Genomic DNA, 12,714 nt, shown 5'->3' with positions numbered 1-12,714 from the left:
CCAGCGTGACTGTCCTCTCATTGGCCCTCGGCTTGCCGAATGCCTATTCTCAGCAAAGCAATGAGCCAGAAGTCAGTAGTCAAGGCGGCATTGAGGAGGTGCTTGTCACCGCGCAGCGCCGGGAACAATCACTGCAAGATGCCGCGGTACCCGTGCAAACTTTTGACCAAAGTCAGCTGACACAAGCAGGCATGGAGTCTGCGCAAGACCTGGGTCTTCTCTCCCCCTCTTTGGGTGTTAGTGCGGGAGGCGGTCCATTGACCAGCTTTTTCGTGCGGGGCGTCGGCGCTCTGACCGTTAACCCGCTGACGGATGCAGCGGTGGCACAAAACGTGGATGGAATCTACTTAGGACGCTCCAGTGGTGCTGCAGGACAGGCCATGTACGACCTGGAGCGGGTCGAATTACTGAAGGGCCCTCAGGGAACACTCTATGGTCGCAACGCGACGGGCGGTGTAGTCAACTATATCCCGAACAAGCCTGTGCTCGGTGAAAATTCCGGTTACCTACAAGGTGAGGTTGGTAACTACTCGAAGATAGGTTTGCAGGGGGCTGCTAACGTGGCTGTGTCTGATACCGTCGCTATTCGCGTGTCGGGAAACAGCCTGGACCGTGATGGTTTTTCCGACGACGGCACGAATGATCAGGACTCCTACAGCCTGCGCGCTCAACTCCTTTTCGAGCCAAACGATCAGCTATCTGTTCGGGTTGCAGCAGACTATTCGGAAGTCAGCAGCACTGGCCCCGGCGGCGATTTAATCGGAACCTACGCGAACCCTACGGGAGCGCCGAACGGACCGTCGATTACCGACTTCACGCCATCAGGAATACCTATTAGTACAGGGCCTACCGACCCACGCGCCAACGAGCTTCGAACCAGCGTACTCCACACACCTTCGTTTGCTCCCTTTCAGCCGATTGATCCGAATGATCTCTTTCAGGACATTAGTTGGACCGGCTTTATGGCTGAAATTAACTATCAGACAGATGTTGGTACGCTGACATTTCTGCCGTCCTATCGCGAATCAGAGCAGGACTACCAGTTCGCTGGCCCAGGATTTGCCCCTGCAAAAACTGAGGAAGAAAACAACCAGACATCTTTTGAACTACGCTTTGCGACAGACCTGGACGGCCCGTTAAACGGCATTCTTGGCGCCTTTTACATAGATGAAGAAATCAGCACCAGTACGGTCTTCGCGCAAAACTACGCATCGCCCATACAAAATTACGACAACGGCGGCGATAGCTGGGCGATCTTTGGCCAAGGCACCTTCGAACTCACGGAGACCTTTCGTCTAAATGCTGGTGTTCGCTATACCGAAGACAGTAAGTTTGCCGATGGAATAAGCGATACCTTTGTTACCTTCTGCGGCGGCGCTCCATTCTCCGGCAACTTCCTAACGCCGCCCGCAAGCTTTGGAAATGGCTGCGCATCTGGCGCCATGCCTGCGCACCCGGTGACCAATGATCGGGACGAGTTCATTCAATACTTCGTTGATAACGGTTTGATAGCACCAGACTCTGAGGCCGATATCCCAGGAAGAGGACGTCCTCCTTTCTATGACTTGACGATACCCGGTGGAATTTCTCCTGTTCTTGGAACTATCGTTAATGTCGGCGATGGTGAGCTTTCATCTGAACTGGATTACAGCGAGACGACTTATAGGCTCGGCGTCGAGTGGGATTGGGCAGACGACAATCTGCTGTACGCCACCTTTGAAACCGGGTATCGCGCAGGGGGTGTTGATCTTAGCACCGCGTCCCCGACCTACGATCCGGAGTATATCGACGCGTTTACCATTGGCTCTAAAAACCGTTTCTTCGACAACACTTTGCAGCTTAACGCAGAGCTGTTTCTCTGGGAGTACGACGGTCAGCAGGTGACTTACTTCACTACTCTGGACAGTGCATCTGCCTTCCCGATAGCGAACGCCGATGCAACAATCCAAGGCTTGGATCTCGACATGATTTGGGCCGCAACAAGCAACACCACTATTGGCCTCAGCATGCAGTTTTTGGACGCCACCTACGACGAGCTGACCCTGGTGTCAGATCCCGGCAGGGGGCGGTTTGGCTGCGCCTCTGACGGCGTAACGAACGGCATCGAAACCTATAGCTGTGCAGGGAACGAAATGCTGTACTCCCCCGAGTTCGGCGCCGACCTAAACCTTAACCACATCGTTAACATGGGCAATTACGACCTATCTCTGACTGCCGTCGTTTCGCATCGCTCAGAACAGCAAACCAACTTCCTGTTCCTGGATGAAACCGAGTCCGACGCGTACACCATGCTCAACTTCGATGCGACATTGTTCGCAGACGATGCAGGCTGGTCTGTTTCGGCCTTCGTTAGAAACGCCACGGACGAGCGATTCAGCATGAACACGAACGTTTCCAACCGTGGACTTGCTTACGCTATCTATTCTCCACCGCGAACCTATGGACTGCGCTTAGCCGCCAACTTCTAGTCATCTAAACAAGTAAGGGGCACCAGGGCCCGGCTGAAACTTTCGAGTTTTAAGCCGGGCCTTTTTTTTGGAGTTTGGTTAACTCTGGCTGTAGATCCAATCCCTCTCAACTTTCATCGAGTGCTGTGATGATTCAAAACTTGACTGCTGCACTCTTTGCAATAGGCCTTTCATACCTCGGGGCAGTCAGTGCATCTGACCTTTCGGTGGCCCATTCCGTCCCCCTTTCAAAGTCAAAAACACCGAACATTCTCCTCATTGTCGCTGATGACCTTGGGTACTCCGATCTAGGCGCCTTTGGCGGAGAGATTGACACACCAAATCTGGATGCACTTGCCACTGCCGGGATTCGGCTTACAAATTTTTATGCCGGCCCAAACTGTTCGCCGACGCGATCCATGCTGCTCACCGGACAGGACAACCACCAGGTTGGCATAGGCGCGATGGCGGAAGCCCTGCCCTCGTTGTCCATACTGCAGGGGCGCTCCGGCTATGAGGGATATCTCAAACCGCAAAGCACTAGCATTGCCAAGGCACTCGCCGGCGCAGGCTATCGCACCTTCATGACCGGGAAATGGCATCTGGGAAAGCAGCCCGAGCAGCAACCATCTGCCCATGGTTTTGATCGGTCATTCGTTTTGCTGCAGGGCGGTGCCGACCATTTTGGTGCGGCACAAAACGGCGGCGCGGTCCTCCAGCCCGCCACTTACACCGAGGATGGGCGTCCGGCACAGTTTCCGATTGGCGGCTATTCCAGTGACTTTTATGCACAGCGTCTGATCAAATATCTGGACGAGGAAGATGAATCCGACCGCCCGTTCTTTGCCTATTTAGCCTTTACGGCGCCGCACTGGCCACTCCAGGCGCCCGAGGCGCTGATCAAAAAGTATCAGGGTAGATACGATGATGGCCCTGAGGCCCTGCGTCTTGAGCGCCTACAGCGGATGCGAGAGCTGGGACTGCTGAATGAATCCTCCTTAGGGGCGAAACTTGCGGCTCTGGACGACTGGACTGCTTTGTCTGACGAACAGCGCAAGACTCAGTCCAGAAAAATGGAGATCTACGCTGCCATGGTGGACTCACTCGACCAAAACGTAGGCCGGGTGTTAGATCATCTGCGTGCCAGCGATGAGTATGGCAATACCGTGGTGATTTTCCTGTCGGACAACGGCGCCGAAGGCATAGCGCCCCAGGCGCTTATCGCCAGGTCATCGAAAGCGACTTCTTTGGAATACAAAGCTCAAGTTCTTGCCGCAATTGCGGCCGGCAACTCAGATCTTGCAAAAATGGGATCCACGGAGAGCTTTACTACCTATGGGAATCAGTGGGCGCAGGCGGCCATGGCACCGTTTCACAAGTCTAAGGGAGAGATCGAAGATGGGGGAGTAAGGGTGCCCGCGTTCGTCTGGGGCCGCGACATTCAAGGCCAAAGAATTGTAGATAGCCTGCTGTCGGTACGCGACATCATGCCAACGGTATTGGAGATCGCAGGGGCATCGCACGTAGCGAACCCCGGAACCGAAGTAACACGAGTGGGAGATGTCTCTATCCCGTCCGCAAAGTCTTGGAAACCTATATTCGACGGCTCATCAGATACTGTGCGCTCCGATGCCGATGCACTTGCCTGGGAGCTTCATTTTAAGCGGGGCGTTCGGGTCGGTCATTGGAAAGCTATATATGGGAGGGATGCGTCGGCGCGTCCTGGAGACCGTAGAGCCCCATCATCTTGGAAACTCTACAATCTGTCCCTTGATGCCGGCGAGAGGCACGATCTCAGTAAGGACAACCCCGATGTACTTAGGCGCCTAACATCGGTTTGGAATGCCTATGCGCAAGTCAATGGCGTATTCGTGCCAGACTTACCCTGAACTAGCGTCTGGCCCCAAACCGACGAAACAGTCCGCGCACCATTAGTCGTCGATTTGCGGATGTAATGGCTGATGAAGGCGCTAGTTTCACGAGCAATGCAGGGCCTCGCTGCTACCAAAGATGTATCAATTGGTCGCGCTAGGGTAGCCAGTGCCATCTAATCCCGCCACTCAGCTGCTTGCCCTGCCTAGCTGCTCGACCCCTAATTTCCTGCGCTGGCATTTGATTTCGCCGCTACAGCTCACTGACTAAGGAGAGCCGCGGAGCCCTTAAGCTGCAAGCTGGCAAGTACCACACCGGCAGCGCACAATGCCCCGAACAGCATCAAGACCATTGCCAGACCGCCCAATTGCGACTGAAGAGCCGCAGTGAGAATCGGAGCGACGAACTGTCCAAAGAAGAACACCCCGGTCCACAGCCCGGTACCACGACCCCGCACATTGATAGGCAGCACCTGCAGCATCCAGGTAAGCATAGTAGGCAACAACACGCCAAACCCCAGACAGGCGATGACAATGGATCCCGCGGTTATCCACAGCGACGCAGAGAAGCCCGCTCCAAAATACCCAAGAGAAGACAGTGACAGCCCTACCAGCACCAGCATGGCCCCCGAGGCCCCCGGAAAACGACGAAACAAAAGCGTACCCACAGCAACACCAAGATTGGACCCCGCGCCAATAGCGCCTATCTGGCCAGGCGAAACGTCCGCACTTAGCCCCAGAATCGCACCGAGGTTTACAATTACCGTGTAAAAGGCAATGCCCACAAAGAGCGTGGTGAGTAACAAAGGAAAGATCTTACCCAGAGGCAATGCTGCATCACTTTGCGTGTCCTCGTGCGACGCCTGATTCGGTTCAAACAGCACCACCGCGACCAAGAGCGCAACCGGCAATGCCAACAGATACAAAAGGAACGGCCCCCGAGAACCAAGCACCTCCCCGAGAATGCCACCAAGAGCAATCAACACAATCGCACTTAAACTAACGGTGGCAAACTGAAGACCAATCCAGCGCTCCCGCTCTTTGCCTTTAAAATAATCACCGATCAGGGCTGAGGCGAGAGTCATGATTACTGCCTCCGCGACGCCGAGGCCTACTCGGGCCCAGATGATCTGCATGAGGTCTGTGAGGAAGTACGGCAGGACGCCAATCGCGGCGTAAACCAACAGAGCCAGGAGCAAGAAATTCTTTCGCCCTACGCTGTCAGAGATCCACCCCGCCACTGGAGAAAACAGAGCAACACACAGTGCCGGCACGGTCATGGCTATGGGAACAAGAAACTCACTACCCTTAACAGCGCTAAATTCCTGCAATAGCAGAGGAAGGACGGGAACCAACGAAATAATCGCCATGGGTGGCATGATTGCCGCAAGTAGAAGAATCACGCCATGCTTTGTGGACGCAGACTGCTGCGCGCCGGTGGGCACCACGGCCCCGCCTACCCCGTTCGCCATAATTGCTTACTCCTAGAATTCTTGATGTGGGTCATCCAAAAGCATGGATGAACCACCGAAGGCCTGCACTCAGATCAAAAGCGTTCCAGATCAGAGGCAATGACGATCTCGCCCTTAAAGGCCTTGGCTATTTCACTCGTGTAGCGCTGCGCCATGGCCTCGTCGGTAATGTTGGGCACCATGTGTGTCACAACCAATCGTTTAGCCTCGGCTCCGGCGCCCATCTCGCCCACCTGAATAGGTAGCAGGTGATGCGCCCTGAAGTGCCATTCAATACCGTCCATCATCTTCTTTGGCGCGTTTGGATTGTTCGCCCGCACGTTCGCCAACACCGCCGGGATATCCATCATTTCGATTACCAAAAGGTCCGCACCTTTTGCTAACTCTTCTACCGCCTCACTGGGCCCCGTGTCACCGGTGTATACGATGGAACGGTCTTCAAGATCGAAACGGAACGACAAAGCTTTGGCCTTTTCTGGTGCGCCACTCGCCTCGGGGATCTTAAAGTGGCTGTTCTCTGCCGTGACCACTGACACACCGTCCAGCTCTACTACCACGCCGTGCACCAGTTCTTGTACGTCAACATTGGCGGACCACTCTTGTCGCGGCATCCCATAAGCAGCTTCTCTGGGGCCCTCCATGGCGGATAGCAGGCCATCAATAAACGCCTTGGTCCCCGGGGGGCCATAGATCGATAGCTTGTTGCGTGCGTTGAGCTGCATTCGTTGGCCGAGAAGCGCAAGCATGCCGCCGGTATGATCGAAATGCAGGTGGCTTAAAAATATGCCCTTAATCTGAGGGAGGCGATAGCCCGCCTTCACTAACTGGCCACCGGCCCCATCGCCGGCATCCACGAGGTAAAGGTCCTTTCCTACAAGAAGCGCGTTCGCCGGTTGGGACCGGTTGTGTGTGGCCTCGGGACCACCGTTGGTACCCAGGGTAATAAAGACATTCGCTGCCTGCTCCTGTGTGCCCGCGTCATGGTGCTGCGCCACAGCTGACACTGACAATGAAAGTGCAGATGCTAAAAATATCGACCGAAAAATATTCAAACCCTACCTCCGGGCAGCGTTAAGCCGCATGAGACTCATTAAATTGTTATGCGTTTATGGAAACACCGCTTCGTGCATAAACCAAATAATTTATTTCGATGCAAAAGCATCAGCAATTTCTATACTTTATATCGCTCTCCGCCGCCCTTTCGTTGAGCGACGATCTTCATGGCCTTGGGGATTTTGTAAGACGACATTTTTCCAGCGCACCACTGCGTTAGATCGTCGTACTCCAAGGACACATCATCTTTCAGAGCAATCACCGGTGGCAAACCACCCTTCAACAAAGCTCTCTTATGTCACCCTTGGGATACTCCCGTACTCAAGGAGAACAGTATCACCTTTGACTCGGATCTCCCTGGGAGAGCCAGGGTGCCGCCTACTGAACCTACAGACCCATATCTTTAGGCAGTCGCATCTGACGTCCCTCAGAGCACTTATTGCCTGCTTTGGATGTGGTGTCCCTAAACTGACCACCCCAATCTGCACCGCTCCGCACGATGGCGGAGCTTGGCCTGCAGCTGCGTCCAGCGTGCGATCTGGCACATAGGGGTAAAAACCTGGCGGGCCTGGGCAAGAATCAAACCCGCTCCTCCGTGATTATTTGCTCATAAGTTAAACAACTTTCAGGAGCAATCGCATGCCTACGCAGAGCAGCACTAAAAACAACGGTAAAGGTCGGCTCGTAAATGGCGCCACTATCATCTGGGGAGCAAAAAAATGAACCTACTGCTTTCCTTTGTAGCGATCCTGACCCTGCTGGGTGCGGCGATAATGGCCGGTGCGTTCGCTGCCTTTTCAAACTTCATTATGGGTGCACTGGCGCGCCTTCCTGACGAATGGGCCCTGTCCGCCATGCAGTCGATCAACGTGGTGGTCTTGAATCGCTGGTTCCTCGGTGTTTTCGCGGGCACAGCAGTTTTGTCTTTGATACTCGCCGGACTGGCGCTCTGGAACGGAACCAACTTTGAAAGCATATTGCTGATGGCGGCCGCAATTGCCTACTTCGGCGGTTGTTTCCTTGTCACTGGTCTTGGCAATGTGCCGCTCAACGAGGCAATCGCCAATCTGGATGCTGCCAGCCCGCGATCAGCAAGCCTCTGGCACGACTATTTGGACCGCTGGACCTGGCTGAATTCCGTTCGCACTTTCGCGTCCAGCCTCTGCGTTTTGCTCATCGCGATAAGTCTGCTGGTTCAGGATCATCCGAAATAGTCAGGGACCGATTACAAACGGTAGTCATAAACTTCCGCAACAGCCGTTGCCGATAATCATGACCGCAAATCCGTATCTTGACTGTACCAACATGTTAAGCGGGCGCGCCTTATAGACGAAGCTTCTCGCTCCCCGTGCTCAGAGCAAAAATGTCTTATCGGAAGTTCGACCCCAGTGCTGTCCTGAGGTCGAGTTGGTTTACCGGAAGCTGGACTTGGCGGCTTTAGCCCGCTTTAACCTCAGTAAAACGACCGCCGTTCTTCGCTAATCGCCTTAGCGTATCTGAAGGTGCAACACTGGGATCGTCTGCGGCGAGCCGCTCCATTGTCGCCAGCACAGCCTCCGCCCCAACCATGTCGCCAAACAGCATAGGGCCGCCCTTATCGGCTGGCCAGCCGTAGCCGTTCAACCAGACGATATCGATATCAGAGGCGCGCTGCGCTTTGCCTTCTTCGAGAATCTTGAGGCCCTCGTCGATCATTGGATGGATGCAGGTAGCGACGATTGTCGCAGCGTCTGGTCCGCTACCGCCCTCTTTACCTGTAATTCGGGTAATGATTTCCGCCGTAACAGTTGACGGAACCGGCCGGTTGTTCTCGTCGTAATCGTAAAAGCCCGCGCCTGTCTTCTGGCCGCGTCGGTCGAGTTCGCAAAGCGCGTCGCGGATCGGGTTGTCGGTGGTTGCGCCTTTTTTCCAGCCGATATCAAGACCCGCGAGATCGGACATCTGGTAGGGTCCCATGCGGAAGCCAAAGGCATTGATCGCGGCGTCTATCTCCCAGGGTGTCGCGCCTTGCATAAGCAGTTTATGCGCCTGTATCTGGCGCGCAAACAAGATGCGATTGCCGACAAAGCCGGGGCAGACGCCGACCAAGGTTGCTACTTTATTGATCGTTTTGGCCAGGGCCATACTGGTTGCGATCACATCATCCGCTGTCTTATCGGCGCGCACGATTTCGAGCAACTTCATGACGTTAGCGGGCGAGAAAAAATGTAGGCCGATCACATCTTCAGGTCTGTTGGTGACGCTTGCAATCTCATCGATGTTGAGGGCAGAGGTGTTCGTTGCCAGAATCGCACCGGGTTTTGCTACCCGGTCAAGTTCGCGGAATATCTGCTTTTTGACGTCCATGTCTTCGAACACGGCTTCAATAATCAGATCGCAGTCGGCAAAGGCGCCCATGCTCAGTGTGCCGGTGAGCATACCCATACGCAGTTCGACCTCGTCCTGGGGAAAACGTCCTTTATCGGCGCTGCGTTGATAGTTCTTGCGAACGACCGCTAAACCGCGGTCAAGTGCTGCTTGCTCACGCTCAAGAATCGATACGGGAATGCCAGCAGTAGCAAAGTTCATCGAGATGCCGCCGCCCATTGTGCCTGCTCCAATCACCCCGACTTTCTCGATTTTTCGCTGCGGTGTTTTTTCTGGCACGTCAGAGACCAGCCAGGCGTCTTTGGCGGCTTTGGTGACGTAGTCAGATACGTCAGATTGAGAGAGAGTTAGCGCTGGCATAAATCGAAATCCTGTTTGGCGTTTTTACGTCGTAATAGTTAAGTCGCAATATGGAAAAAGCTGTGGCGAGCCACGGGCTACTATGGTCAGAATAGTATCCTGAACTACAGGATTCGAGGGAAGTACAGATTGAAAGTCATGACCCATTGCGGGTGGGATGGCATTATTAACAGAGTTCAGTGAGAAACGGTCCATTCCCCGTTAAGTGGGGAGAGCCGGAGAGCCGAACATCTCCGATACAACCCTTTGTGTTTTTGGTAGGACCAGGCGGATTGATCACAAGAGGCTAAGGCCTGTTGTGCCCCTGCGGGCGCTGTCGCTATGCGACCGCGTCTAAAAAGCTCCTTTCTCTCCTGCCGCTACTTGAGGGTTCTGCAGCAGAAGTTCGAGAAGACTTTCTCATCGAGTATTACTCTGACACAGTGTTTCCACGTATCCAGAACATGGGATATCAGGCGCTAAGAACCCGACAGTACAAGTACATTCGCTACACGGAACTCGATGCGATGGATGAGCTTTATGATCTTAAAGCTGATCCTCAGGAACTCGACAATCTATTACCCGGTAATGCCCAGAGGGGTTTGGCAGAAAAGCTCGCAGCGCGAATCGAATCACTGCTGACCCCTTAGTCGATGGCAGAAGATCAAATGGGGGACTTGTGCTTGGTGTAGTTTGTTTCACCAATCTCCAAGTTGTGGAAATTCACGAACGCCTCGTCTGCACACTGGCGTGACATTCGAGCAATGCGCTCAGCTGTGGGTACAACATCTCCATGCACGATGCTCTCGAACTTCAAATGCTCTTCGAGCATCGCGTGAAATTCAGGGGTCTCCGGTTCGTGGCCGCTGAGCAACTGGTAGCTAATAGCGTCTGCAAGGCGAACGATCCCGGTAAGTATCGAAGTAGTGTCCTGGACCTCCTCAATATGCGCGATAATATGATGTCTGGCCATAACATCGCGAAAAACCGTAGGCAATCCCCAGGTTTCAGAGGCCGTCGGTCCCACCAGCGTGTGGCTAACCACAGCGTTTGCTGCCTCGGCATCGGTTAAATCCTCGGGCATCGCCAAGCCATAGGCTTCGAGGTAAATTGGCAAGTCAGATTCTTTAAAATACGATACAAAACGCCCAAGGTCGTGGAGTAGACCAGCGAAATAGGCCAGCTCACCATCGACCTCCCAACTGACCAAATAGCTCAATTGCTCGCTGAGCATAGCCACCTGGATCGCATGCATCCACAAGTGCTTTTGCGCGTCCTGGCTGGGTGCGAACACAAGCGCTTTCGAATGATCGAGCAAGGGTGTCGCAAGCCCCTCTTTTCCCAGAGCACGAATCGCCGGGCCGAGCGCGAGTGCATCCGTCATCTCGTAATCACGATGCCGGTAGGCCAGCGAAATAACCCGAGCAGCGAAACATGGGTCCGCCTTGGCGATGCTCAGTGCGTAATCAAGGCTATAAGGATTATCTTCATCTATCGCCAGAAGGGTCGAAACAACAACAGGTAATACCGGGAGACTGTCGCACTCTTCAACCCCTTTCAGTGCGAGCAACTCCCTCTCGGCAACGGACAGAAGACGTATTTCGTTCATTGATAACCCTCCCTGCGACTATTGGCGAGCAACGACGGCGCGTTCAAAAAATGACCTTCACTTCTGATGATCAATCTAAACACTAGAGTCGGGGCCTTTGCCGCAACACAAGTTCAAACCGGCCTACCTACCAGCATAGACTATTTGAACTTTTACCACGAAATGCCAATCTTCTTCTAAACAATTAAAAAAACTGGCGGAAAACTTTGAATCATTCGCTGAAGCAGCAAAAGGCCTCGGTCCTTGTTTGCAGTGGCTCTGGTCAGAAAGTAAGAGGCCTGTCATGAGTCTCGCAGACCAAAGCGCTCAAGAACTTCGCAAGGCAGTAGTTCATCTCATGATGGATCTACCTGTGCTTCCAGTTTGCACGGTAACACTCACACGCCCCGGAGTGAGTGAGGACGAACACATTGACGATATTTTGAGCCTTGCAACAATAGAGCCTTGTCTGTCCAGTCGCATATTTCAAATTGCGGCAAAGGCCATGCCAAGCCACTCAATATCGGGTATTCGTCAAGCAATGATGCTCGTTGGCAGCCGTGCTGTGGACGACTTGATCACTTCGCATTTGCAGGGGCAGGTTTTTCGTCCGGCCAATGATGAGGAGCTGTGTATGTGGGCGCACTTCCTTTTGGTGAGCATCGCCTCCAGAAGACTTGCTGTTCAATACAAAGCCTTAGGCGTAAACCCACAGCAAGCTCAGGAAGCCGGCTTACTCCACGATCTGGGTCGACTCGTGCAGTACGAAAACCTGGCGAAATCACCCAGTGAGCTTGAGAAGCATTCCTATCAAAATCCCGATGAGTTGATTCGTGCCGAAGAAATTGTTTTTGGTGCATCGCATGTACGTCTGGGTCCAGTTGCGGCGGACATAATCAAGGTGACGACGTCTGTACGCGCCTCTATCGACTATCATCATAGTAAGCCCTCATCAATTCCGCGAAAAACGGCAAAAGACTTTGGTCAGCTGATTGAGATAGTGACCATTGCTGATGAGATGGCCATGTTTTGTCATCGTTGGCCCATTGAGGACCTTGTTGAGTTCACACACCGGGCAGAACACTTCCTGAAGAATCGCTCCGTGTATCTAAAGCATGTAAAACCGAACCCTGAAGAGCTTTATCAGATAATGAAGACCTCTTACGCGGAAGCTCAGCAATCGTTTCTAAAGCTGGACCTAGGGCCAATGCCAGAGCTCGATAAAGGTGCGCACCAAATGTTGTATTCCTAACTTCCTTTGCGCGCCAAGCAGTGAGGAAAAATGCCCGTAGAGCAAAAAGTAGCGTTCACAATCGGGTCATCGCCTAGCTACGCACCTGCTGTGCAACCGCGCGCCATGCGGCATCAATGGCGGAGTCTAAATAGGCGTGCGCTTCAGAATCAGAATTCGCGATAGAAATTCGGCCAAACTTTGCCCGACCAATTTCATGTGGCGCCTGCCCTGCTTCCCATTGCGGATCGTCGAGTTGCATGTACTCATAGGCATAGCCGTGTGCCCAACGATTGACGGTGATGGCTTTAATGTCCCTTTCGTGCCTAAAGCCGTACTCGCCCAG

10 protein-coding genes and 1 pseudogene are annotated in these 12,714 nt (G+C 53.6%); 5 read left to right on the top strand and 6 right to left on the bottom strand.

Features of this window, described 5'->3' with window-relative positions:
• Together AB8B76_RS12135 and AB8B76_RS12130 are read left to right on the top strand one after the other, a co-directional pair.
• Positions 1-2,468, top strand: a 2,468-nt coding sequence (locus tag AB8B76_RS12135) for a TonB-dependent receptor (protein ID WP_405272815.1), incomplete at its 5' end; no start/stop codon positions are given.
• Between the two features lie 128 nt (positions 2,469-2,596).
• Positions 2,597-4,336, top strand: a complete 1,740-nt coding sequence (locus AB8B76_RS12130; protein WP_405272814.1) for an arylsulfatase — start codon at positions 2,597-2,599, stop codon at positions 4,334-4,336.
• A 242-nt stretch (positions 4,337-4,578) separates the two neighbouring features.
• On the opposite strand, the gene AB8B76_RS12125 is transcribed toward AB8B76_RS12130, so the two are convergent.
• The 3 genes from AB8B76_RS12125 to AB8B76_RS12115 all read right to left on the bottom strand — a co-directional run bounded on the left by AB8B76_RS12125 (position 4,579) and on the right by AB8B76_RS12115 (position 7,126).
• Entirely contained in the window at positions 4,579-5,790 is a 1,212-nt protein-coding gene (locus AB8B76_RS12125; protein WP_405272812.1) for an MFS transporter, read from the bottom strand.
• A 74-nt stretch (positions 5,791-5,864) separates the two neighbouring features.
• Positions 5,865-6,842 carry an MBL fold metallo-hydrolase gene (locus tag AB8B76_RS12120; RefSeq protein ID WP_405272811.1) on the bottom strand — a complete coding sequence of 326 codons (978 nt, stop codon included), beginning with the start codon at positions 6,840-6,842 and terminating at the stop codon, positions 5,865-5,867.
• 119 nt (positions 6,843-6,961) lie between these two features.
• Positions 6,962-7,126, bottom strand: coding sequence for a hypothetical protein (locus AB8B76_RS12115; RefSeq protein WP_405272809.1), 165 nt, complete (start codon positions 7,124-7,126; stop codon positions 6,962-6,964).
• A gap of 436 nt (positions 7,127-7,562) precedes the next feature.
• Between AB8B76_RS12115 and AB8B76_RS12110 the strand changes: the two genes are divergently transcribed.
• Positions 7,563-8,057: a DUF1772 domain-containing protein gene (locus AB8B76_RS12110; RefSeq protein ID WP_405272807.1), complete on the top strand. Its 495-nt coding sequence runs from the start codon at positions 7,563-7,565 to the stop codon at positions 8,055-8,057.
• Between the two features lie 223 nt (positions 8,058-8,280).
• Here AB8B76_RS12110 and AB8B76_RS12105 read toward each other — a convergent pair whose 3' ends face one another.
• The gene (locus tag AB8B76_RS12105; RefSeq protein WP_405272805.1) at positions 8,281-9,489 is read right to left on the bottom strand and encodes a 3-hydroxyacyl-CoA dehydrogenase NAD-binding domain-containing protein; all 1,209 of its coding nucleotides are present in this window, start codon (positions 9,487-9,489) and stop codon (positions 8,281-8,283) included.
• Between the two features lie 377 nt (positions 9,490-9,866).
• On the opposite strand from AB8B76_RS12105, the gene AB8B76_RS12100 reads away from it, so the two are divergent.
• The gene (locus tag AB8B76_RS12100) at positions 9,867-10,199 is read left to right on the top strand and encodes a sulfatase/phosphatase domain-containing protein (protein WP_405272804.1); all 333 of its coding nucleotides are present in this window, start codon (positions 9,867-9,869) and stop codon (positions 10,197-10,199) included.
• A gap of 14 nt (positions 10,200-10,213) precedes the next feature.
• Here the strand turns inward: AB8B76_RS12100 and AB8B76_RS12095 are convergent, their stop codons facing one another.
• On the bottom strand, positions 10,214-11,158 hold the full coding sequence (locus tag AB8B76_RS12095; protein WP_405272803.1) for an HDOD domain-containing protein: 945 nt from the start codon (positions 11,156-11,158) through the stop codon (positions 10,214-10,216).
• Positions 11,159-11,441: 283 nt separating this feature from the next.
• On the opposite strand from AB8B76_RS12095, the gene AB8B76_RS12090 reads away from it, so the two are divergent.
• Positions 11,442-12,389, top strand: a complete 948-nt coding sequence (locus tag AB8B76_RS12090; RefSeq protein WP_405272801.1) for an HDOD domain-containing protein — start codon at positions 11,442-11,444, stop codon at positions 12,387-12,389.
• Between the two features lie 73 nt (positions 12,390-12,462).
• Here AB8B76_RS12090 and AB8B76_RS12085 read toward each other — a convergent pair.
• A pseudogene (locus AB8B76_RS12085) lies at positions 12,463-12,714 on the bottom strand (NAD(P)/FAD-dependent oxidoreductase); the annotation flags it as partial.

The sequence above is a fragment of the Congregibacter sp. genome (genome assembly GCF_045107095.1).
Taxonomy (GTDB): domain Bacteria; phylum Pseudomonadota; class Gammaproteobacteria; order Pseudomonadales; family Halieaceae; genus Congregibacter.
This window is presented reverse-complemented; position numbering and strand designations above follow the sequence as displayed.